A 21,219-nucleotide genomic window follows, 5' to 3' on the forward strand; every position below is an offset into this window, starting at 1 on the left:
GAAGTCTTGCTCATCGGAGTTTCGGGTTGAGCGCGTCGCGCAGCCAGTCGCCGAGCAGGTTGATCGACAGGATCAGCGCGGCGAGCGCGAGGCCGGGGAAGGCGACGATCCACCATTCGCCCGCGAACAGATAATTGTTGCCGATGCGGATCAGCGTACCGAGCGAGGGCATGGTGTCGGGCAGGCCGACGCCGAGGAAGGACAGCGTCGCCTCGGTGATGATGGCGAGCGCGAGGTTGATGGTGGCGATGACCAGGATCGGTCCCATCGTGTTCGGCAGCACGTGCCGCATCATGATCTTGGGTGCGGGCAGGCCGATCAACTGCGCTGCGGCCACGTAATCCTTGTTCTTCTCGACCATCACGGAGCCGCGCACCGTTCGGGCATATCCCACCCAGAAACTCAGGCCGATCGAGATCACCAGCACCACCAGCATGCTGTTGGCATCCAGCCGGTTGCCGAGGATCGATTTCGCGATGCCGTTGACCAGCAGCGCGATCAGGATGGCGGGGAAGGTGAGCTGCACGTCGGCGATCCGCATGATCACGCCGTCGACCGCGCCCCCGAAATAACCGGCGATCAGGCCGAGCGCGATGCCGAGCGCGCCGGCGAAGATCACGCCGGCCACGCCGACGGCGAGCGAGATGCGCAAGCCATACAGGATGGCGGAGAACACGTCGCGGCCCTGCTCGTCGGTACCGAGCAGGAACGGGCTCTGGCCGTCGGCGGTCCACAGCGGTGAGATCCGCGAGTTCATCAATTGCAGCTGCGCCGGATCGAACGGGTTCTGTACCGCGAGCACGGATGCAAAGATCGCGAGCAGGAAGAACAGCACGGTAATGGCCGCCGCCACCATGGTCAGCTTGGAGCGGCGGAACGAATAGAAGACGTCGCTGTCGAACGCGCGGCTGAGCCAGCTGCGGGCAGCATGCTTCGGCAACGCGCTCTGCTTGTCGGAATTGGAGGCGACTGCGTCGGACATGGAGGCTGCCTTATGCGGCGCGACCGATGGTCGAGCGCAGGCGCGGATCGACCACGGTGTAGAGGATGTCCACCACCAGATTGATGGTGACGAAAATCAGAGAGACCATCAGCAGGTAGGCGGCCATGATTGGGATATCGACGTTTTGCACGGCCTGCACGAACAGAAGTCCCATGCCCGGCCATTGGAACACGGTTTCGGTGATGATCGAAAATGCAATAACCGAGCCAAATTGCAGTCCGGCCACCGTGATCACGGGAATGAGCGTGTTCTTCAGCGCGTGGCCGAAATGGATGGCGCGGGTGGTCAGCCCGCGGGCGCGAGCGAAGCGAATATAGTCGGTCCGCAGCACTTCCAGCATCTCCGCGCGCACCAGCCGCATGATCAGGGTCATCTGGAACAGGCCGAGCGTGATCGAGGGCATGATCAGCGCCTTCAGGCCCGACAGCGTCAGCAGCCCCGTCGTCCACCAGCCGAGCTTGACCACCTCGCCGCGGCCGAACGAGGGCAACCAGCCCAATGTCACCGCGAACAGGTAGATCAGGAGAATGCCGATCAGGAAAGTCGGCAACGAGATGCCGATCAGCGAAACCGCCTGGAATAATTTGGCGAGCACGGTGTCGCGCTTGAGCGCCGAATAGACGCCCATCAGGATGCCGAACACCATTGCAAATACGGTCGCGCAGATCGCAAGTTCCAGTGTCGCGGGCATGCGCTCCATCAAGAGCGTCGAGACCGGCTGGCGGAATTGATATGAGACGCCAAATTTGAACTGCGCGGCATTGCCGAAATAGCGCACGAATTGCAGCGGCACGGGATCATCGAGGCCGAGCGATTTGCGCACGACTTCGCGTTCGGCCGCGGACGTATCGATCGAGACGATCTGGTTGACGGGGTCGCCGGCGAAGCGGAACATCGAGAACGCGATGATGCCGACGGCGAACATGACGCCGATGGCCTGGACGGCGCGGCGAAGAGTGAAAGCGAGCATGCCTTCCACTATCCTTGGGTATGCGTTTGGTTGACGTCTTTGTCAGCCGGAAAAGGAGAGGTCCCGGAAGCCTGCGCTGCCGGGACCTCGTGTTCAATCGACGCTATTCCTTCTTGGTCGCCCAGTGGAACATGACCAGATTGTCGGCGCGCTGCGGCAGGTTGACCTTTTTCGATACGCCCCAGGCCAGCGCCTGCTGGTGCAGCGGGATGTAGGACCAGTCCTTGTTGCCGATTTCGTAGGCCTGCTTGATCAGCTGGTTGCGCTTGCCGGTGTCGGTTTCGACCAGCACCTTGTCGGTGATGGCGTCGAACTCCTTGTTGCAGTAGCCGCCGAGATTGGCCTCGCCCCGCGAGGATTTTGCATCGTCGCGGCAGCCCATGATGTCATAGAGCACGTTATGGGAGTCCATCGTGCTCGGCGTCCAGCCCAGTAGATAGAACGAGGTCTGGTAGCCGCCTTGCTTCAACACCTTGGCGAAGTATTGCGCCTTCGGTTGCGCCAGCAGATTGATCTTGACGCCGATGCGGGCGAGCATTCCGACGACGGCCTGGCAGATCGCGGCGTCGTTGACGTAACGATCGTTCGGGCAATCCATGGTGACCTCGAAGCCATCGGGGTAGCCGGCCTCGGTCAGCAGCTTCTTGGCGCCATCAGGGTCGAATTTCGGCCGCTTAAATTCCTTGGACAGCAGGAAAAGTTCCGGAGCGATCATCAGCGCCGAAGGCGTCGACAGCCCGCGCATGACGCGCGTCTTGATCAGCTCGATGTCAATCGCCTTGTAGAAGGCCTCGCGGACACGAACGTCCTTGAACGGGTTCTTGCCCTTGATGTTGGAGTAGAGCAACTCATCGCGCATCTGATCGAAACCGATGAAGATGGTGCGCAGCTCCGGCCCCTTCAGCACCTGGGCATTCGGGCTGGAATCGACGCGGGAGATGTCCTGGATCGGCACCGGCTCGATGACATCGACTTCGCCCGACAGCAGCGCGGCGACGCGGGTGGCATCGGAGGCGATCGGGGTGAAGATGATCTCCTTCAGGTTACCTTCGACCTTGCCCCAGTAATTGGGATTGGCCTTGAACACCGTCTTCACGCCGGGCTGATGGCTTTCGATGGTGAAGGGACCGGTGCCGTTCTCGTGGAGCGAGGCATAGCTCGGCGTGGTCGCCGCCACCGGCGTCGGATCGACGACGTTGTTCTCCTCGGCCCATTTCTTGTCCATGATGTACCAGACGTCCCACGCATTATGCAGGATGGGATTGGGCGAGGGCAGGACGAAATCGACGGTGTAGTCGTCGACCTTGACGACCTTGACGTCGGGCGCAAGGCGGGTCTGCATATTGGACCCCTTCTTGCGGACGCGATCGGCGGAGAACACCACGTCGTCGGCGGTGAAGGGGTCGCCGTTGTGGAACTTCACGCCCTTGCGCAAGTGGAAGCGCCAGCGGGTCGGCTCCGGAGTTTCCCAGCTCTCCGCCAGCGCCGGGATGATCTTGAGGTCCTTGTCGCGCGCGGTGAGGCCTTGATAGACGTGACCGAGATGGGCGTGAGTGGTGCTCTCGTTGAGGGTATAGGGATCGAGCGACTTCAGGTCACCCTGGTTGGCATAGCGCAGCGTCTGGCTCCATGCCGGTGACACCGTCAACGCAAGGACACTGGCAAACGTTGCCGCAAACAGACGACGACCGACTGACATTCTTGACCCCTCTCCACTCTGCCGCGCCGTGATTTTTGATTGTTCGGCGGGCGATCCAATCCATGTTGCCCAGAGTTCTCGACCCGTGCAAGCGGCATTCCAGCAAGGAACGCGCCAAGTTGCGCCGCTGTGCAGCAATGCTGACCGACAATCCGGGGGCGCGGGGCGGATTTTGATTGACCATATCTGCCGATCGCGGAAGCCGGCACCCGGCCGCCTGGCTCAGGTCGCTTGCGTTGCACACCGTCTCGCGGCGATACTGCGACAGGCCGCTCGAATCTCATCTGGAGGGGACATGAAAGTTAACATCGAAATCGACTGCACCCCCCTTGAAGCCCGCCAGTTCTTCGGCCTGCCCGACGTGATGCCGATGCAGACCGCCGTGATGGACAAGTTGCAGCAGCAGATGATGTCCAACATCGAGAAGGTCTCGCCGGAATCGCTGATCCAGAGCTGGTTCACCTTCGATCCGAAGATCGCGGAGCGGTTTCAGGACATGTTCGTCACCATGGCCGGTCTCGGCAGCCCGCGCAGCGGCGACAAGAAGAAGTAATGTCGCCCGGGCCGGACGGGCCGAAGGCGTCAGGCCGGCTTCGTCCGCCGAGCCTCGGTCTGTTGCTTGCCGAGGCCCGCGGCCTGTTCGAATTCAACGCCAGCGTGATGCTGTCGCCGCTCCTGATGCGTGCGCCCAGGGGCGACGGCCATCCGGTGCTGGCCCTGCCGGGCTTTCTCGCCAGCGATCTCTCCATGATGCCGATGCGGCGCTATCTCAGCGAGCTCGGCTATGAGGCGCATGCCTGGCGGATGGGCCGCAATCTCGGTGGGCTGGGGCGGATGAGGGAAGCCTTGCGCGCGCGCCTTGCCGAAATTCACGCCACGAGCGGACGCAAGGTCAGCCTGGTCGGATGGAGTCTCGGCGGCGTCTATGCCCGAGATCTTGCGCTCCAGGCGCCCGAGATGGTCCGCTACGTCGTCACGCTCGGCAGCCCGTTTGCCAACGATGTGCGGGCGACCAATGCCACGCGGCTCTACGAAGCGTTGTCCGGCGAGCGTGTCGAGGATTTTGCGGAAGTGCGCGAGGCGATCGCCGGCGACCTGCCGGTGCCGGCGACGTCGATCTATTCGCGTGCCGACGGTGTCGTGAACTGGCGAACCTGTCTGCTCCGTCCCTCCGATCGCTCCGAGAATATCGAGGTGCACCTGGCGAGCCATATCGGGCTCGGGGTGAACCCCGCGGCCCTGTGGGCCGTGGCGGACCGTCTGGCGCAGCCGGAGGGCGAATTCTGGCCTTTTGACCGGGCAGGACCGTTTGCCATTGCATATGCCCCGCCGGAACAGGCAGTATCGGCCTGACGAGAAGCGCCGGCAAAGGCGCCCGTCAAAATTAGCGGAGGGAACTATGGCTGACGGTAAGAAACTGTCGTCGCTGGACGCATCATTTCTTTATCTGGAAACGCCGGAAATGCCGATGCATGTCGGCAGCATGGCGATCTTTCGCCTGCCTGAGGACTACAAGGGCGACTTCTTCGAAGACTTCAAGGCGATGATCGTCTCGCGCCTGCACATCGCGCCGATCCTGAAGGCGCGGCTCGAGAAGGCGCCGCTCGATATCGATCATCCCTCCTGGGTCGAGGACGACCAGTTCGACATCGATCGCCACATCTTCCGCGCCAGCCTGCCGCAGCCGCGCGACCGCGCCACGCTCGAGCGCATCGTCGGCTGGATGCACGCCAAGCTCCTGAACCGCGCCCGGCCGCTCTGGGAGTTCTACGTGTTCGAGGGCATGAAGGACAACGAGGTCGGGCTCTATTCCAAGATGCACCATGCCGCCATCGACGGCGGCGCGGGCGCAGCCCTGACCAACATGATCTACGACATCTCGCCGATCCCCCGGAAGGTCGATCCGCCGACGGGGGGAGCCAAGCCCGGACAGGAGCCGCGCGACATCGCCGCGAACCTGCTCGATTCCTATCAGCAGCTCTTCACCCAGCCGCTCGACGCCTCGGCGGCCGCGAAGAACCTGCAACTGCCGCGCACCGGCAAGAGCGACATCGGCTCGATCCTGTTCGACAATGCGATGTACCAGATTGAAAGCGCCGTGCGCTTTGCCGGCAACATTCCGACCATGGTCAAGAGCGTCTCCGACGTGCTCGGCAAGATTTCCGATCCGAAATCCCGGGAAAGCCTCGCCAGCATGGTGTCGCCACCGACCATGCTGAACAAGACGATTTCCTCGGAACGCAGCTTTGCCGGCGTCTCGATCTCGCTGTCGCGTTCGAAGGCGCTCGCCAAGCAGGCCGGCGGCAAGCTCAACGACGTGGTGCTGGCGCTCGCCTCCGGTGTGGTCCGGCGCTATCTCCAGCAATATGGCACGCTCCCGGCGAAATCGCTGACCGCCGCCGTGCCGATCTCGTTGCGCGAGGAAGGCAACACCGAGGCCAACAACCAGGTGTTCGGCATGATCTGCTCGATCGCGACCAATGTCGACGATCCCAAGGCGCGGCTGGAGGCGATCATCGCGCAGTCGACCAAGTCCAAGGAGATGTCGCATCCGTTGCGGGCCCTGATGCCGCAGATTTCCAACATCTCGATGCTGGGCGCGCCGATGATGGTGCAGGTTCTCGCGCTGCTCTACAGCCGCTCGAACCTGTCGGATGTGCTGCCGCCGGCGGCCAACATCACGGTGTCCAACGTGCCGGGGCCGCGGCAGACGCTCTATGCCGCCGGTGCCGAGCTGCTGCACATCTTCCCGGTGTCGATCTCGACGCACGGACAGGCGCTCAACATTACCGTGCAGAGCTATCGCGACCAGCTCGATTTCGGCTTCATCGTCGGCGCCAACATCATTCCGCACGTGCAGGTGATGTGCGACATGCTGCCGGAGGAGTTTGCCGCGCTGGAAGCGGCCTACGCGCCGCCAGCGGCCGACATCAAGGGCGCTGCAGAGTAGGAATATTGCGATGATTGAAATGCCACCGCTCAAGTTCGTGCAGACGAACGGAATCCGCATGGGCTATTACGAGGCGGGCCCGGTCAGCGACAAGCCGCCGATGGTGCTGTGCCACGGCTGGCCCGAGCTCGCCTTCTCCTGGCGTCACCAGATCAAGGCGCTGAGCGAGGCCGGCATCCGGGTGATCGCGCCGGACCAGCGTGGCTACGGCGCAACCGACCGGCCCGAGCCGGTCGAGGCCTACGACATCGAGCACCTGACCGGCGACCTCGTCGGGCTCCTCGATCATCTGAATATCGACAAGGCGATCTTCGTCGGTCACGACTGGGGCGGCTTCATCGTCTGGCAGATGCCGTTGCGGCACCTCGAGCGGGTTGCGGGGGTGGTCGGCATCAACACGCCTCATACCAACCGGGCCTGGGCCGATCCGATCGAGCTCCTGCGCACGCGTTTCGGGGACAAGATGTACATCGTGCAATTCCAGGATCCCGCGCGCGAGCCCGATAGGATATTTGGCGATCGTGTCGAGCAGACCTTCGATGCGTTCATGCGCAAGCCGGCGCCGCGCCCGCCCGACGCGCCGGCAGAGGAAGTGGTTGCCGGCGTCGGCGCGTCGCCGCGGGTCAATCTGGCGTTTCCGCAAATGATCGCGGCCTATGACGCGAAGCACGATCCGCGCACGCCGATCCTGTCTCCGGAAGAGAAGAAGGTGTTTGTCGACAACTTCACCCGGACCGGCTTTACCGGCGGCATCAACTGGTACCGCAACATGTCGCGCAACTGGACGCGCGCCGAAGGACTCGATCATACGGTCCGCGTGCCGTCGCTGATGATCATGGCCGAGAACGACGCGGTGTTGCCGCCTTCTTCCGCCGACGGCATGGACAAGCTGATTCCCGATCTCGAAAAATATCTGGTCCGCGACAGCGGCCATTGGACGCAGCAGGAGAAGCCGGAAGAGGTCAGCGCCAAGCTGATCGAATGGCGTAGAAAGCGGTTTGGGTGACGACGCAGTCGTCGATGTAAATGAGACGTCATTCCGGGGCGCCCGAAGGGCGAACCCGGAATCTCGAGATTCCGGGTTCAATGCTGCGCATTGCCCCGGAATGACGCGGTCAGGGGGAAACGCACGTCAATGTCATCCAAGAACCGACTGGACCCGATCCCGCATCCGCCGACCAAGCCGGTGGTCGGCAACATGCTGTCGCTGGACTCGGCCGCGCCGGTGCAGCACCTGACGCGGCTTGCCAAGGAGCTGGGCCCGATCTTCTGGCTCGACATGATGGGCTCGCCGATCGTCGTCGTCTCCGGCCACGATCTGGTCGACGAGCTCTCCGACGAGAAGCGTTTCGACAAGACGGTGCGCGGCGCACTGCGGCGCGTGCGCGCGGTCGGCGGCGACGGCCTGTTCACGGCGGACACCAGGGAGCCGAACTGGAGCAAGGCGCACAACATCCTGCTCCAGCCCTTCGGCAACCGCGCCATGCAGTCCTATCACCCGAGCATGGTCGATATCGCCGAGCAGCTCGTCAACAAATGGGAGCGGCTCAACGCCGACGACGAGATCGACGTCGTCCACGACATGACGGCCTTGACGCTGGATACGATCGGCCTGTGCGGCTTCGAGTACCGCTTCAATTCCTTCTACCGGCGCGACTACCATCCCTTCGTCGAGTCGCTGGTGCGCTCGCTCGAAACCATCATGATGACGCGCGGCCTGCCGCTCGAGCAGTTTTGGATGCAGAAGCGCCGCAAGACCCTTGCCGAAGACGTCGCCTTCATGAACAAGATGGTCGACGAGATCATCGCCGAGCGCCGCAAGAGCGCGGAAGGGATCGACGACAAGAAGGACATGCTCGCCGCGATGATGACCGGCGTCGACCGCTCGACCGGCGAGCAGCTCGACGATGTCAACATCCGCTACCAGATCAACACCTTCCTGATCGCGGGGCACGAGACCACCAGCGGCCTGCTGTCCTACACGCTCTATGCGTTGCTCAAGCACCCGGACATTCTCAAGAAGGCCTATGACGAGGTCGACCGCGTCTTCGGCCCCGACGTCAACGCGAAGCCGACCTACCAGCAGGTCACGCAGCTCACCTACATCACGCAGATCCTGAAAGAGGCGCTGCGGCTGTGGCCGCCGGCGCCCGCCTACGGCATCTCGCCACTGAACGACGAAACCATCGGCGGCGGCAAGTACAGGCTCCGGAAGGGCACCTTCACCACCATCCTGGTGACCGCGCTGCATCGCGATCCCTCGGTCTGGGGGCCGAATCCGGATGCGTTCGATCCCGAGAATTTCAGCCGTGAAGCTGAGGCAAAACGGCCGATCAATGCCTGGAAGCCGTTCGGCAACGGCCAACGCGCCTGCATCGGCCGCGGTTTCGCCATGCACGAGGCCGCGCTCGCGCTCGGCATGATCCTGCAGCGCTTCAAGCTGATCGACCACCAGCGCTACCAGATGCACCTGAAGGAAACGCTGACGATGAAGCCGGAAGGCTTCAAGATCAAGGTGCGTCCGCGCGCCGATCGCGAGCGCGGGGCCTATGGCGGCCCCATCGCGGCCGCGGTTTCGGCGCCAAGGGCACCGCGCCAGCCGACGGCGCGGCCCGGCCACAACACGCCCATGCTGGTGCTCTACGGCTCCAACCTCGGCACCGCCGAGGAGCTCGCGACGCGCATGGCCGATCTCGCCGAGATCAACGGCTTTGCCGTGCATCTCGGGCCGCTCGACGATTACGTCGGCAAGCTGCCGCAGGAGGGGGGCGTGCTGATCATCTGCGCCTCCTATAACGGCGCGCCGCCCGACAATGCGACGCAGTTCGTCAAATGGCTCGGCGACGACTTGCCGAAGGATGCCTTTGCCAATGTGCGCTACGCCGTGTTCGGCTGCGGCAACAGCGACTGGGCCGCGACCTATCAATCGGTGCCGCGTTTCATCGACGAGCAATTGTCGGCGCATGGTGCACGCGCGGTCTTTCCGCGCGGGGAGGGCGATGCGCGCAGCGATCTCGACGGCCAGTTCCAGAAGTGGTTCCCGGCGGCCGCCCAGGTCGCGACCAAGGAATTCGGCATCGACTGGAATTTCACCCGCACGGCTGAGGACGACCCGCTCTACGCGATCGAGCCGGTGGCGGTGACCGCCGTCAACACCATCGTCGCCCAGGGCGGCGCTGTCGCGATGAAGGTTCTGGTGAACGACGAACTCCAGAACAAGCACGGGTCCAATCCGTCGGAGCGTTCAACGCGTCACATCGAGGTGCAGCTGCCGTCCAACATCACGTACCGCGTCGGCGATCATCTAAGTGTGGTGCCGCGCAACGATCCGACGCTGGTGGATTCTGTTGCCCGCCGTTTCGGCTTCCTGCCGGCCGACCAGATCAAGCTTCAGGTCACCGAGGGCCGCCGCGCGCAATTGCCGGTCGGCGCCGCCGTGTCGGTCGGCCGACTGCTCAGCGAATTCGTCGAGCTGCAGCAAGTGGCGACGCGCAAGCAGATCCAGATCATGGCCGAGCACACCCGCTGCCCCGTCACCAAACCGAAGCTGCTCGCTTTCGTCGGCGAGGAGGCCGAGCCGCTCGAGCGTTACCGCACCGAGATCCTGGCCAGGCGAAAATCGGTGTTCGACATGCTGCTCGAACACCCGGCCTGCGAATTGCCGTTCCACGTCTATCTGGAGATGCTCTCGCTGCTGGCGCCGCGTTATTATTCGATCTCATCCTCGCCGTCGGTCGATCCGGCGCGTTGCAGCGTCACCGTCGGCGTGGTCGAGGGGCCGGCCGCTTCCGGCCGCGGCACCTACAAGGGCATCTGCTCTAACTATCTCGCCAACCGGCGCGCGGGCGATGCGATCTACGCCACCGTGCGCGAGACCAAGGCCGGCTTCCGGCTCCCGGATGAGTCCTCCGTGCCGATCATCATGATCGGCCCGGGCACCGGACTTGCGCCATTCCGCGGCTTCCTCCAGGAGCGCACCGCGCGCAAGGCGAAGGGCGCCGCTCTCGGTCCGGCCATGTTGTTCTTCGGCTGCCGCCATCCCGACCAGGATTTTCTCTACGCGGACGAGCTGAAGGGGCTGGCGGCGAGCGGCATCACCGAGCTTTTCACCGCGTTCTCGCGTGCGGACGGACCGAAGACCTATGTGCAGCACCTGCTTGCCGCGCAGAAGGACAGGGTCTGGCCGCTGATCGAGCAGGGCGCGATCATCTATGTCTGCGGCGACGGCGGCAAGATGGAGCCCGACGTGAAGGCCGCGCTCGTCGCGATCCATCGCGAGAAGAGCGGCAGCGATGCAGCCACAGCTGCGCGCTGGATCGAGGAGATGGGCACGAACAACCGCTATGTGCTGGACGTCTGGGCGGGTGGATAAGGCGAGATGGTAGGGTGGGTTAGCCCTGCAGATGCGCGAAGCGCATCTGCTCGGCGTAACCCACCACTTCTGTCCAAGCGGAAAGTAAAGAGGTGGGTTACGCCTTCGGCTAACCCACCCTACGAATTGCGATCGTGCTAAACGTCACGCATGATTCCCTGGGAAAAGATCGATACCGCCAAGATCCCCGGCTCCGACGAGGAGCTCCGCCTGATGCGGCGGGGCAAGGAGTTCTCCATCAAGCTCGGCACCAACGAGCTGATGAACAACCGCCTGTCGGGTTCGGAGGCCGCACTCGCGACGCTCGCAGCGAAGCAGATCGAGAAGGTCGCAAAGCCCGTCGTTCTCATCGGCGGCCTCGGCATGGGCTTTACGTTGCGTGCGGCGCTCGCGGTGCTCGGGAGCAAGGCGAAGATCGTGGTCTCCGAGCTCGTGCCGGCGGTGGTCAGCTGGGCGCGCGGCCCGATGGCGGAGGTCTTCGGCGACAGCCTCGACGATCCCAGGGTGAGCATCCGGGAGACCGATGTTGGCGAAATCATCCGGGCGCAACGGTCGGCCTTCGACGCCATTCTCCTCGACGTCGACAACGGGCCGGAGGGGCTGACCCGGAAGGGCAATGACGCCCTCTACAATGCGAGCGGATTGAAGTCCGCGAAGGTGGCGCTGCGTCCGGGTGGCGTGCTCGCGGTCTGGTCGTCCGGACCCAACCCCGCCTTCACCAAGCGCCTCGGCAGCGCCGGCTTCGATGTCAACGAAGTCAACGTTCGCGCCACCGGAAGAGGCGGTGGCGCGCGCCATGTGATCTGGATGGCGAGGAAGAACTAGGCCGCTTGCACCGCCGGTTCTATCCGTCAGAACATCGTGTTGTTGTTCGCGGGATTTTCGGGGATGGGCTGAACGGCGTCCCAGTGCTCGACGATCTTGCCGTTCTCCAGCTTGAAGATGTCGACGATCGCGTTGCCTCTCGTGCCGGGCTCGCGAACCGCGTGAACGTGCAGGATGACGTAGTCGCCATCCACGAAGCTGCGCTTGATGTCGCTGTGCGAGTTCGGAAACTTCTCGCGCAGGAAGCCGATGAACTTCCGGAAGCCTTCCGGACCGTCGGCGGCGTTGGGATTGTGCTGGACGTAGCGGTCGCCGACATAGGCGAGGGCGGCATCGGCGTCCTTCTGATTGAGCCCCTTCTCGTAGAAAGCCAGCACCGCTTTGCGATTGGCTTCTTCTTGCGCGCTGGCGGCAATCGCGGCGGCGCTTGCGAGGGACAGCATGAGAGCTGAAGCGACGACCATTGCGGCCGAGCGGACGATGAGATGCATGTGAGCTCCGAGAGGCCGTAGCCCCTGTCTTGCGATTGAGGGAGGCCTGTATAGCTTTCGTGCCGGCTTGCGTTAAGAGAGTAACCGGCAGCTCACATGGTTACCGTCGGGAGACCGGACGCGCCGGCTTACGCCGCCTGCGCCGCCGCGCCATGCGCGTGCTTGTCGATGGCGCCGATGATCTCCGGCCAGAAGCGCATCGGCAGGGCATGGCCCATGCCGTCGATCATCAACAGCTTCGCGCCCGGAATTGAGTCTGCCGTGTCCTTGCCGCCCTCGGGACGGACCAGGGGATCGACGGTGCCGTGGATCACCAGCGTCGGCGTCCTCACGCCGCGCAGCCGCTCCTTGCGGCTGCCGGAGGCGAGCACGGCGCGGAGCTGTCGGCCGACGCCGGCCGGATTGAGCCCGCGCGCAAACACGCGCTCGGCACGATCAGGATCGAGCGCTTCCTCTTCCGGAAAGGAGCCGGCGCGCAGCACCTTCCAGGTCTGGCCGAAGCGGACCATGAACTCCTCCTTGCTCTGCGGCGGCGGCGCCATCAGCATGGCAGAGGCCTCGCGTGTCGGCGGCGGCACGCGCGGATTGCCTGTCGTCGACATGATCGAGGTGAGCGAGCGCACGCGCTCGGGAAACGACAGCGTCACCTCCTGCGCGATCATGCCGCCCATGGAAGCCCCCACCAGATGCGCCGACTTGATGCCAAGCGCATCCATCAGGCCGACCGTGTCCTTTGCCATGTCGATCAGCTTGTAGGTTGCGGCCACGGGAATTTTGAGGAAGCGCAGCTTCAAGAGCTCGAGCGGCGTCAGCCGCTTGCCGCCCGTCAGATGGCTCGACTTGCCGATGTCGCGATTGTCGAAGCGGATCACGCGAAAACCGTGCACGGCGAGCTGCTCGCAGAACGCATCGTCCCAATGGATCATCTGCGCCCCGAGCCCCATGATCAGCAGCAGCGGCTCGGCATTGTCGTTGCCGAAGATCTCGTAGCAGATGTCGATGCCATTGGCGCGGATGGTCTGGGGCGGCTGATGGGCGGTCACGGATGCGTTCCCTCTCTGCTGGTCAATGCTGTATCGCACGGTTTCCCGCCGCAATGAAAGTCGCGTGCGCGACATCGAGCCGCCGCTTGCCGGTTGACCGGCACCTTGCAACGGTGTGGTATGGCAAAAAAGAAGGGCATCGCAGCTCTCGATACCAGGAGGACGCCGATGACCGACAAGATCAACGACCCCGTCGCCATGTGGCAGAAGATGGTTGGCGAGATGGAAAAGGGGTTCAACTCCTTCGCCAATCAGGCCATGTCGTCGCCCGAGTTTTCACAGGCCATGAATCGGGCCGGCGGCGTTGCTGCAGGTGCTCAGAAGCAGCTCGGTGAGCTCATGGAAAAATATCTGGTTTCCATGAACCTGCCGAGCCGCGAGCAGGTCACCGGCCTTGCCGAGCGGTTGCAAGCCATCGAAGGCCAGATCGGTGAGATCAAGTGGATGCTGAACCAGATGGCGGCAGGTTCCGGCATATCTCAGGGCTTCGATACGGCATTGCGACCGCCGCGCACCAAGCGCCCGCCGTCCGAGGGAGAGCAGACATGAATGCTGCCCCCGCACTAGATTTCGCATCGATCCCGGATCGCATCCAGTCCGAGGTGCAGCGCGCAATCCAGCGCAGCATCAAGGGCGTCGAATATTTCTCGACGTCGGGCCCTTCGCTTGGTTCGACTCCGAAGGATGTGCTGCATTCGCGCGGCACCATGAGCCTTTATCACTACCGGCCGATGTCGGACGAGATCTACCGCGTGCCGGTCTTGATCGTGATGGCGACCACCAATCGCGGCTACATCCTCGATCTCGTGCCTGGCCAGAGCTTCATCGAATTCCTGCTCAAGCGCGGCTACGACGTCTACATGCTGGACTGGAGCGCGCCGCGGCCGGAGGAGAAGAGTCTGCGCATGGAGGACTATGTCCTCGACTTCATCCCGGACTGCGTCCGACGCGTACAGCAGGATTCCGGCGAGCAGGACGTCTCCGTGATCGGCTATTGCTTCGGGGGCGTCCTGTCGTTGCTCTACGGCTCGATCTTCAAGGACGGGCCGATGAAGAATTTGATCTGCTTCACCACGCCGATCGACTTCCGCGAGATGAAGCTGTTCTCGAATTTCTCCGACCGCCGCTATTTCGACGTCGACCGTCTCGTCGACAGCGTCGGCAACGTGCCGCCGGAGATGATCTTGTCGTCGTTCGAGATGCTGCGGCCGGCTTCGCGCACCGTGAGCCAGATCCAGCTTTGGGAGAACATCTGGAACGACGAGTTCGTGAAGTCGTACCGCATGTTCGACCGCTGGGCGACCGACACGCTGCCGCTTGCGGGCGAGTATTTCCGCGCCATCACCAAGGACCTGATGTGGGACAACAAGCTGTTCAACGACAACATGTCGGTGGGTGGCCGCGCGGCGAAGCTCGAAAACATCAAGGTGCCTATCCTGCACGCGGTCGCCGAGCACGATCACATCGTGCCGTATGAGGCCGCAAAACATCTGATCGCGAAGATCGGATCCGACGACAAGGAAGAGGTGATGCTGAAGGGCGGTCACGTCTCGCTCGTCGCCGGTGCCAACGCTGTGAAACGGCTGTGGCCGAAACTGGACTCCTGGCTGGGGAAGAGATCGACATGAGCGAGCAGCGTTCCTATCCGCGTCACGTCAAGACCGATGCCGGCGATATTGAGATCCGCCTGATGTCGCCCGCGGACGAAGCCGCGGTGCTTGCCTTCGGCAAGGGCCTGCCGACCCACGATCTGTTGTTCCTGCCGCGCAATATCAGCGAGCCGAAGGTGCTGTCGGCCTGGGTCAAGGAGATCGAGCGTGGTGCGATCACGAGCCTGCTCGCGGTCAGAGGCGGCACGGTCGTCGGCTGCGGCACGCTGGTGCGCGATCCGCATTCCTGGTCGCCCCATGTCGGCGAGATCCGCATGGTGGTCTCGGTCGACGTGCGCGGAAAGGGGGTAGGGCGGGCGCTGTCTCAGGAGACCTTCGCGCTCGCGCTTGGTGCCGGCCTGGAAAAGCTCTCGGTCCAGATGACGGTGGATCAGCAGGCGGCGATTGCCCTGTTCGAGAGCCTCGGCTTCAAGGCCGAGGCGCTGCTGCGGGACCATGTCCGGGATGTCGACGGCAAGACCCACGACATCGTCGTGCTCGGCCACAACGTCGCGCAGGTCCAGGCGCAGATGGAGGCTTACGGCTTGCCAGGCGCCGTCCAGCACTAGAAAGCGCCACCCAGCACTAGAGCCGCCGCCCCGAGCTGCGGCCAGGACCCTTCCTGACCAGGGAGGCACCATGTTGCCTTCGGTTAAGGCTGTTCACGATTTCGTGATATCGCAGTGCAATACGAATATTGCATCGCACAATTAACTATGCCATATAAGCCGTGCCCCGGGCCAATGAGGACGGGGTGAGCCCATAGCTCAAACCAATGAGGATGGAGAGAACCCCATGACCACTGAAACCAACACCGCTTTCGAGGGCTTCAAGGACGCTTTCAAGAACATCCAGAACCTGGAAGTTCCCGAGGCCGCCCGCGAGTTCGTCAAGAAGTCCGCCAACACCGCCAAGGACCGTGCTGCCGAGGTGTTCGCTGGCTCCGAGCGCGTGACCGCCGCCGTCGAGAACGCGGTGACCGAGTCCGTCACCGAGGCCGGCAAGATCAGCCGCAACATCCAGCAGGCGATCTACGAGGACGCCGAGGCGTTCTTCTCGGGCATCGACAAGCTTGCCTCCGCCAAGTCGGTCAGCGAAGCCGTCGAGATCCAGTCGAGCCTGCTCCGCGCCCGCGGCGAAGTGTTCGTCTCGCGCGCCAAGGCGACCGCCGACTATTTCGGCAAGCTCGCCGCCAACGGCGCGAAGTCCGCTCAGGACAACTTCGCCAAGGTCTACAACAAGACCGCCTGATCTGGCGTCCTGCGACGACAAACTGAAATTTGAGGCCCGCTTCGGCGGGCCTTTGTTTTTGCACTGCCGTCATTGCGAGCCACCGGGTCCGCGCGAAGCGCGGCCCGATGACAGGCTCCGCGAAACAATCCAGAGTCTTTCCGCGGAGACAGACTGGATTGCTTCGCTTCGCTCGCAATGACGGGTACTGTGATCGAGTGATGACTCCCCCCGCCACCTTCTCCGTCGACACTCCCGGCGATACCGAACGCGCGGCTGAGCTGCGCCGCGTCAAGGCGCTGGCGACGCTGGTGCTGGTCGCGACGCTTGTCCTGTTCGTCGTGGCGAAATGGCTTGTGCCCGTGCATCCCGTGTTCGGCTTCGTCGCGGCCTTCGCGGAAGCTGCGACCATCGGAGGGCTGGCCGACTGGTACGCGGTGGTCGCGCTGTTCAAGCGGCCGCTCGGCCTGCCGATCCCGCACACCGCGATCATCCAGAGCAATCAGGCCCGCATCGCCGACAAGCTCGGCGAGTTCATCCAGGTGCATTTCCTCGAGGCCGGCCCGGTGGAGGCCAAGCTGAAGGAGATCGATTTCGGCTCTTTCGTCGCCGACTGGCTGCGCGACCGCAAGCGCAGCGATGATCTGGCGCGCTTCGCGCTGCGCCTTCTGCCGGAGGCCGTCTCCGCGACGGAAAGCTCGGGTCTGATGACCTTCATCATTCGCCGCATGTCCTCGCAGCTTCAGGCGATCGACCTTGCTCCGCTCGCCGCCGGCACGCTGCGCGGCTTCGTGGCGGAGGGGCGGCACCAGATCCTGTTCGACGATCTCCTGCGCGTGATGCACGAGACGCTGAACCAGAAGGAGACGATGGCGATGATCCGCGAGAAGGTGCGCGCGGAGTTGCCGACCCTGCTCAGGCTCTATCGCGCCGACAAGTTTCTGGTGAACAAGATCGTGTCGTCCGCCACCGCCTTCTTCAATGAAGTGCGCAGCGATCCCAAACATCCGTTCCGCGGCGAGTTCGACCGCATGGTGCTGAGTTTCGTCGACCGGCTCGGTACCGACCAGGCCTATATCGACCGTATCGACGGATTGAAGCGCGATCTGCTCGCCCGGCCCGAGCTCGCCGATCTCGCCCGCACGGTCTGGGCCAACACGCGCTCCTTCATCGAGCGCAGCGCGAGCGGCGAGACGCAGGTGCTTCAGCATCATCTCGCCGGCATGTTCGTCGCCGCGGGAGAAGCGCTCGCCGGCGATGCCGAATTGCGCGGCGAGATCAACAAGGGCCTGGTGGCGGTGCTGCGCAGCTTCGTCGCGGACCAGAAGAGCGGCGTCTCTACTTTCATCTCCGACCAGGTCAAGGCGTGGGACATGGCGCAGCTGATTTCGCTGATCGAAATCAACATCGGCCGTGACTTGCAATACATCCGCTTCAACGGTTCGCTGATCGGCGGGCTCGCAGGTCTTGCGCTTTACTCCGTAGAATTCCTGCTTCGATGGTTGTGACTTTTGCGTCACGGACGCCGGCATTCACGCGCGGGCCTATTGTCGCCTCGCGTTTCGCCCGCTTGAATGTCGGGAACCGGCCGCCTAGCTGATTCATGTTGCGCTGCGGAACATTCAAGAAGCCGGCGTATTGGAATTCATGCCCATCTGCCGGCATCGTGGCCGGCGCCTTCTCCAGGGGACCCATTGATGACCGCTACTGCCCAGACGCTGCGTCCGCCGTCCCGTACTCTGATGTTCCTGGAAGGGCGCGCGATCCACGAGTTCGGCGCATTCCTCGGCGCGCTGCCGCTGCTGAGCCTCGCGCCGCGTGGCGACGGGCATCCGGTGCTGGTGTTGCCGGGCCTCGTGGCCTCCGACGCGTCCACCCGCGCGCTGCGCACGTTTCTGACCAGCAAGGGCTACGCGGTGAGCGGCTGGCGCCAGGGCCGCAACTACGGCCTGCGCGACGGCGTCCAGCATGCGATGGTCGACCTGGTCCATGAGCTCAGCGACACGCATGGCCGCAAGATCAGCCTGGTCGGCTGGAGCCTCGGCGGCCTTTATGCGCGCCAGCTCGCCAAGATGATGCCCGAGCGCGTGCGCCAGGTGATCACGCTCGGCAGCCCCTTCGCGGGCGATCCCCGTTCGACCAATGCCTGGCGCGTGTATGAGTGGGCGAGCGGGCGGAAGTCCGACGAGGTCGATCCCGAGTTCGGAGGCGAACTTGCGGTCGCGCCGCCGGTGCCGACCACCGCCATCTTCAGCCGCACGGATGGCGTTTGCGCCTGGCAGGGCTGCATGGAGAAGTCGGGCGCCGAGACCGAGAGCATCGAAATCGAGAGCAGCCATTGCGGCATGGGTCATCATCCCGCAGCGGTCTATGCGGTCGCCGACCGCCTCGCGCAGAAGGAAGGCCAGTGGCGGCCGTTCGACCGCAGCGGCTGGCGCAGCATGGTCTATCCCGATCCGCACAGGTAGGCGGGCCTGCATGGTTCGAGACGCGCGGCTTTTGCCGCGCTCCTCACCATGAGGGTTGAGAGCAGGTGACGCCGCGCGAAGGCGGTTAGACCTCATCCTGAGGAGGCGCGAAGCGCCGTCTCGAAGGATCGAGCCCAGCTCTCCATTGTCGTTCCCGTCCATTGTCGCGCCCGCATCAAACGCGCTATGCCTCGGGCATGGCGCATCCGCTCTCCCGCATCATCGATCAGCTCAAGCGCGAGCCGTCCCGCACCGGCTCCATCGTCATCACCGTGTTCGGCGATGCCATCGTGCCGCGTGGCGGCTCGGTGTGGCTCGGCACGCTGCTGGAATTCTTCGACGGCCTGGACATCGACAGCGGCGTGGTGCGTACCGCGATGTCGCGGCTCGCGGCTGATGGCTGGCTGACACGCGAAAAGGTCGGTCGCAACAGTTTCTATCGGCTGGCCGACAAGGGCAGCCAGACATTTGAAGCTGCCACGCGGCATATCTACGATCCGCCGCCATCTGATTGGACCGGGCGCTTCGAACTGCTCCTGATCGGCAATGGTGAGGATCGCGACGCCTCGCGCGAGGCGCTCCGCAATGCTGGCTTCGGCAGTCCGCTGCCGGGCGTCTGGGTCGCGCCATCAGGCGTGCCGGTGCCGGAGGAGGCCGCAGCTGCCATCCGTCTCGAAGTCTCGGCCGAGGATGACAGCGGCCGCCGCCTGCTCAGCGCGAGCTGGCCGCTGAAGCGCACTGCGGATGCCTATCTGAAATTCATGAAGACCTTCGAGCCGCTTCGCGCCGCAATCGACCGCGGTACGGATCTGTCCGACGCCGACGCCTTCACCGCGCGCATTCTCCTGATCCACCATTATCGTCGCGTCGTGCTGCGCGATCCACTGCTGCCCGAAGGCCTGCTGCCCGCGGACTGGCCGGGCAGGGCGGCTCGCGAGCTCTGCGGCGAGATCTATCGCGCGCTGCTAGCTCCGTCCGAACAATGGCTTGATGGCCATGGAACCAATGAGAAAGGCGCGCTGCCGCCGGCCCGGAAGCTCCTGGAAAGGAGATTTGAGGCCTGATCTATATGTTACAGAAATATCTTGCATGACGTAATTTTTGTTATATATTGCCTCCCAATAAAACGGGAGGACGCGCATGTATACCCAGGCGCTGAACACGGCCGAGACCGACGATCGCGGTCTTGAGGACGCGACCAGGGCCGCGCAGTTCCAGGCGCGCATCGATGCCGAGGAGCGCATCGAGCCGAACGACTGGATGCCGGCGGCCTATCGCAAGACGCTCACTCGCCAGATCTCCCAGCACGCCCATTCCGAAATCGTCGGCATGCTGCCCGAAGGCAACTGGATCACGCGCGCGCCGACCTTGCGCCGCAAGGCCGCGCTGCTCGCCAAGGTGCAGGACGAGTGCGGCCACGGGCTCTATCTCTATGCCGCCGCCGAGACGCTCGGCACCTCGCGTGAAGAGCTGGTCGACGCCATGCTCGCAGGGAAAGCAAAGTATTCCTCGATCTTCAACTACCCGACGCTGACCTGGGCCGATATCGGCACCATCGGCTGGCTGGTCGACGGCGCCGCGATCATGAACCAGATCCCGCTGTGCCGTTGTTCCTACGGCCCCTATGCGCGCGCGATGATCCGCGTCTGCAAGGAAGAATCCTTCCACCAGCGCCAGGGCTACGAGATCATGCTGACGCTGTGCCGCGGCTCGGACGAGCAGAAGGCGATGGCGCAGGACGCGCTGGACCGCTGGTGGTGGCCGGTGCTGATGATGTTTGGCCCGCCGGATGCGACGAGCCAGCACAGCGACACCTCGACGAAGTGGAAGATCAAGCGCTTCTCCAACGACGAGCTGCGCCAGAAATTCGTCGATGCCACCGTGCCGCAGGCGCAATATCTCGGCCTCACCATTCCCGATCCCGGCATGATTCAGGATGCGGAAGGCCACTGGCGCTACAGCGAGATCGACTGGACCGAGTTCAAGCAGGTGCTCGCAGGCAACGGCCCGTGTAACCGCGATCGGCTCGCCGCGCGCCGCAAGGCGCATGACGAGGGCGCCTGGGTGCGCGAGGCGGCAGCTAGCTACGCCGCGAAGCGCGCGCAGCGCCAGACGGCGCAAGCCGCGGAATAGGGAGATCATGATGGCCACGCCGAACACGCCGCTGTGGGAAGTCTTCATCCGCAGCCGCAACGGGCTCGCGCACAAGCATGTCGGCTCGCTGCATGCGAGCGACGCCACCATGGCCCTGCAGGCCGCCCGCGACATCTACACCCGCCGCGGTGAGGGCCTGTCGATCTGGGTCGTCCCCTCCACCGCGATCACCGCGAGCGACCCCGCCGAGAAGGGCATGATGTTCGAGCCGGCGGAATCGAAGATCTACCGGCATCCGACCTTCTACGAGGTGCCCGAGGAAGTGGGGCATATGTAACGCTCTCTCCCCTCATGGTGAGGAGCCGCGAAGCGGCGTCTCGAACCATGAAGGCCGGTAAACCTGCGGCCATCCTTCGAGGCGGCGC

General features: G+C 63.8%; 20 protein-coding genes. 15 read left to right on the forward strand and 5 right to left on the reverse strand.

The genetic code is table 11. The features are described 5' to 3' along the window. Positions 1-10: 10 nt before the first annotated feature. The 3 genes from NLM15_RS13150 to NLM15_RS13160 all read right to left on the reverse strand — a co-directional run bounded on the left by NLM15_RS13150 (position 11) and on the right by NLM15_RS13160 (position 3,672). A complete protein-coding gene (locus NLM15_RS13150) occupies positions 11-982 on the reverse strand; it encodes an ABC transporter permease (RefSeq protein ID WP_254117389.1) in 972 nt (323 codons plus the stop codon). Positions 983-992: 10 nt separating this feature from the next. Then, positions 993-1,973, reverse strand: a complete 981-nt coding sequence (locus NLM15_RS13155; RefSeq protein ID WP_254117390.1) for an ABC transporter permease — start codon at positions 1,971-1,973, stop codon at positions 993-995. Positions 1,974-2,076: 103 nt separating this feature from the next. Beyond that, on the reverse strand, positions 2,077-3,672 hold the full coding sequence (locus NLM15_RS13160; RefSeq protein WP_254117392.1) for an ABC transporter substrate-binding protein: 1,596 nt from the start codon (positions 3,670-3,672) through the stop codon (positions 2,077-2,079). Between the two features lie 295 nt (positions 3,673-3,967). Between NLM15_RS13160 and NLM15_RS13165 the strand changes: the two genes are divergently transcribed. The 6 genes from NLM15_RS13165 to NLM15_RS13190 all read left to right on the forward strand — a co-directional run bounded on the left by NLM15_RS13165 (position 3,968) and on the right by NLM15_RS13190 (position 11,819). Further along, positions 3,968-4,225, forward strand: a complete 258-nt coding sequence (locus tag NLM15_RS13165; protein ID WP_008139320.1) for a DUF6489 family protein — start codon at positions 3,968-3,970, stop codon at positions 4,223-4,225. Continuing rightward, positions 4,225-5,025: a triacylglycerol lipase gene (locus tag NLM15_RS13170; RefSeq protein ID WP_254117394.1), complete on the forward strand. Its 801-nt coding sequence runs from the start codon at positions 4,225-4,227 to the stop codon at positions 5,023-5,025. The genes NLM15_RS13165 and NLM15_RS13170 overlap by 1 nt, the downstream gene beginning before the upstream one ends. Before the next feature lie 46 nt (positions 5,026-5,071). Further along, positions 5,072-6,622, forward strand: coding sequence for a wax ester/triacylglycerol synthase family O-acyltransferase (locus NLM15_RS13175; RefSeq protein ID WP_254117395.1), 1,551 nt, complete (start codon positions 5,072-5,074; stop codon positions 6,620-6,622). Positions 6,623-6,632: 10 nt separating this feature from the next. Further along, positions 6,633-7,628 carry an alpha/beta fold hydrolase gene (locus NLM15_RS13180; protein WP_254117397.1) on the forward strand — a complete coding sequence of 332 codons (996 nt, stop codon included), beginning with the start codon at positions 6,633-6,635 and terminating at the stop codon, positions 7,626-7,628. 129 nt (positions 7,629-7,757) lie between these two features. Continuing rightward, on the forward strand, positions 7,758-10,994 hold the full coding sequence (locus NLM15_RS13185) for a bifunctional cytochrome P450/NADPH--P450 reductase (RefSeq protein WP_254117399.1): 3,237 nt from the start codon (positions 7,758-7,760) through the stop codon (positions 10,992-10,994). 150 nt (positions 10,995-11,144) lie between these two features. Continuing rightward, complete coding sequence (locus NLM15_RS13190; RefSeq protein WP_254117401.1) at positions 11,145-11,819, forward strand: spermidine synthase; 675 nt, start codon at positions 11,145-11,147, stop codon at positions 11,817-11,819. 26 nt (positions 11,820-11,845) lie between these two features. On the opposite strand, the gene NLM15_RS13195 is transcribed toward NLM15_RS13190, so the two are convergent. Beyond that, the gene (locus tag NLM15_RS13195) at positions 11,846-12,310 is read right to left on the reverse strand and encodes a nuclear transport factor 2 family protein (protein WP_254117403.1); all 465 of its coding nucleotides are present in this window, start codon (positions 12,308-12,310) and stop codon (positions 11,846-11,848) included. A gap of 128 nt (positions 12,311-12,438) precedes the next feature. Next, positions 12,439-13,353, reverse strand: coding sequence for an alpha/beta fold hydrolase (locus tag NLM15_RS13200; RefSeq protein ID WP_254117405.1), 915 nt, complete (start codon positions 13,351-13,353; stop codon positions 12,439-12,441). A 168-nt stretch (positions 13,354-13,521) separates the two neighbouring features. Here NLM15_RS13200 and NLM15_RS13205 point away from each other — a divergent pair, with 168 nt between their 5' ends. From NLM15_RS13205 to paaB, 9 genes are all read left to right on the forward strand, one after another. Next, the gene (locus NLM15_RS13205; RefSeq protein WP_254117407.1) at positions 13,522-13,902 is read left to right on the forward strand and encodes a hypothetical protein; all 381 of its coding nucleotides are present in this window, start codon (positions 13,522-13,524) and stop codon (positions 13,900-13,902) included. Further along, the gene (locus tag NLM15_RS13210; protein ID WP_254117410.1) at positions 13,899-14,981 is read left to right on the forward strand and encodes an alpha/beta hydrolase; all 1,083 of its coding nucleotides are present in this window, start codon (positions 13,899-13,901) and stop codon (positions 14,979-14,981) included. Before NLM15_RS13205 ends, NLM15_RS13210 begins: the two co-directional genes overlap by 4 nt. Beyond that, positions 14,978-15,571 (forward strand): GNAT family N-acetyltransferase, encoded by a 594-nt coding sequence (locus tag NLM15_RS13215; protein WP_254117411.1) that lies wholly within the window; start codon positions 14,978-14,980, stop codon positions 15,569-15,571. The genes NLM15_RS13210 and NLM15_RS13215 overlap by 4 nt, the downstream gene beginning before the upstream one ends. 226 nt (positions 15,572-15,797) lie before the next feature. Next, on the forward strand, positions 15,798-16,253 hold the full coding sequence (locus NLM15_RS13220) for a phasin (RefSeq protein WP_254117412.1): 456 nt from the start codon (positions 15,798-15,800) through the stop codon (positions 16,251-16,253). Between the two features lie 200 nt (positions 16,254-16,453). Then, on the forward strand, positions 16,454-17,740 hold the full coding sequence (locus NLM15_RS13225) for a DUF445 domain-containing protein (RefSeq protein ID WP_254117413.1): 1,287 nt from the start codon (positions 16,454-16,456) through the stop codon (positions 17,738-17,740). A 189-nt stretch (positions 17,741-17,929) separates the two neighbouring features. Beyond that, complete coding sequence (locus NLM15_RS13230; protein ID WP_254117414.1) at positions 17,930-18,700, forward strand: alpha/beta fold hydrolase; 771 nt, start codon at positions 17,930-17,932, stop codon at positions 18,698-18,700. 197 nt (positions 18,701-18,897) lie between these two features. Further along, on the forward strand, positions 18,898-19,764 hold the full coding sequence (paaX, locus tag NLM15_RS13235; protein WP_254117415.1) for a phenylacetic acid degradation operon negative regulatory protein PaaX: 867 nt from the start codon (positions 18,898-18,900) through the stop codon (positions 19,762-19,764). A 76-nt stretch (positions 19,765-19,840) separates the two neighbouring features. Continuing rightward, entirely contained in the window at positions 19,841-20,833 is a 993-nt protein-coding gene (gene paaA / locus NLM15_RS13240) for a 1,2-phenylacetyl-CoA epoxidase subunit PaaA (protein WP_254117416.1), read from the forward strand. Positions 20,834-20,843: 10 nt separating this feature from the next. Beyond that, on the forward strand, positions 20,844-21,131 hold the full coding sequence (paaB, locus tag NLM15_RS13245; protein WP_008136594.1) for a 1,2-phenylacetyl-CoA epoxidase subunit PaaB: 288 nt from the start codon (positions 20,844-20,846) through the stop codon (positions 21,129-21,131). Positions 21,132-21,219 lie beyond the last annotated feature (88 nt).

Source organism: Bradyrhizobium sp. CCGB20 (assembly GCF_024199855.1).
Classification (GTDB): Bacteria; Pseudomonadota; Alphaproteobacteria; order Rhizobiales; family Xanthobacteraceae; genus Bradyrhizobium.

Coding starts and splice junctions, on each gene's coding strand:
- NLM15_RS13150 (WP_254117389.1), bottom strand. CDS start 982: ATGTCCGACGCAGTCGCCTCCAATTCCGACAAGCAGAGCGCGTTGCCG.
- NLM15_RS13155 (WP_254117390.1), bottom strand. CDS start 1,973: ATGCTCGCTTTCACTCTTCGCCGCGCCGTCCAGGCCATCGGCGTCATG.
- NLM15_RS13160 (WP_254117392.1), bottom strand. CDS start 3,672: ATGTCAGTCGGTCGTCGTCTGTTTGCGGCAACGTTTGCCAGTGTCCTT.
- NLM15_RS13165 (WP_008139320.1), top strand. CDS start 3,968: ATGAAAGTTAACATCGAAATCGACTGCACCCCCCTTGAAGCCCGCCAG.
- NLM15_RS13170 (WP_254117394.1), top strand. CDS start 4,225: ATGTCGCCCGGGCCGGACGGGCCGAAGGCGTCAGGCCGGCTTCGTCCG.
- NLM15_RS13175 (WP_254117395.1), top strand. CDS start 5,072: ATGGCTGACGGTAAGAAACTGTCGTCGCTGGACGCATCATTTCTTTAT.
- NLM15_RS13180 (WP_254117397.1), top strand. CDS start 6,633: ATGATTGAAATGCCACCGCTCAAGTTCGTGCAGACGAACGGAATCCGC.
- NLM15_RS13185 (WP_254117399.1), top strand. CDS start 7,758: ATGTCATCCAAGAACCGACTGGACCCGATCCCGCATCCGCCGACCAAG.
- NLM15_RS13190 (WP_254117401.1), top strand. CDS start 11,145: ATGATTCCCTGGGAAAAGATCGATACCGCCAAGATCCCCGGCTCCGAC.
- NLM15_RS13195 (WP_254117403.1), bottom strand. CDS start 12,310: ATGCATCTCATCGTCCGCTCGGCCGCAATGGTCGTCGCTTCAGCTCTC.
- NLM15_RS13205 (WP_254117407.1), top strand. CDS start 13,522: ATGACCGACAAGATCAACGACCCCGTCGCCATGTGGCAGAAGATGGTT.
- NLM15_RS13210 (WP_254117410.1), top strand. CDS start 13,899: ATGAATGCTGCCCCCGCACTAGATTTCGCATCGATCCCGGATCGCATC.
- NLM15_RS13215 (WP_254117411.1), top strand. CDS start 14,978: ATGAGCGAGCAGCGTTCCTATCCGCGTCACGTCAAGACCGATGCCGGC.
- NLM15_RS13220 (WP_254117412.1), top strand. CDS start 15,798: ATGACCACTGAAACCAACACCGCTTTCGAGGGCTTCAAGGACGCTTTC.
- NLM15_RS13225 (WP_254117413.1), top strand. CDS start 16,454: ATGACTCCCCCCGCCACCTTCTCCGTCGACACTCCCGGCGATACCGAA.
- NLM15_RS13230 (WP_254117414.1), top strand. CDS start 17,930: ATGACCGCTACTGCCCAGACGCTGCGTCCGCCGTCCCGTACTCTGATG.
- paaX (WP_254117415.1), top strand. CDS start 18,898: ATGGCGCATCCGCTCTCCCGCATCATCGATCAGCTCAAGCGCGAGCCG.
- paaA (WP_254117416.1), top strand. CDS start 19,841: ATGTATACCCAGGCGCTGAACACGGCCGAGACCGACGATCGCGGTCTT.
- paaB (WP_008136594.1), top strand. CDS start 20,844: ATGGCCACGCCGAACACGCCGCTGTGGGAAGTCTTCATCCGCAGCCGC.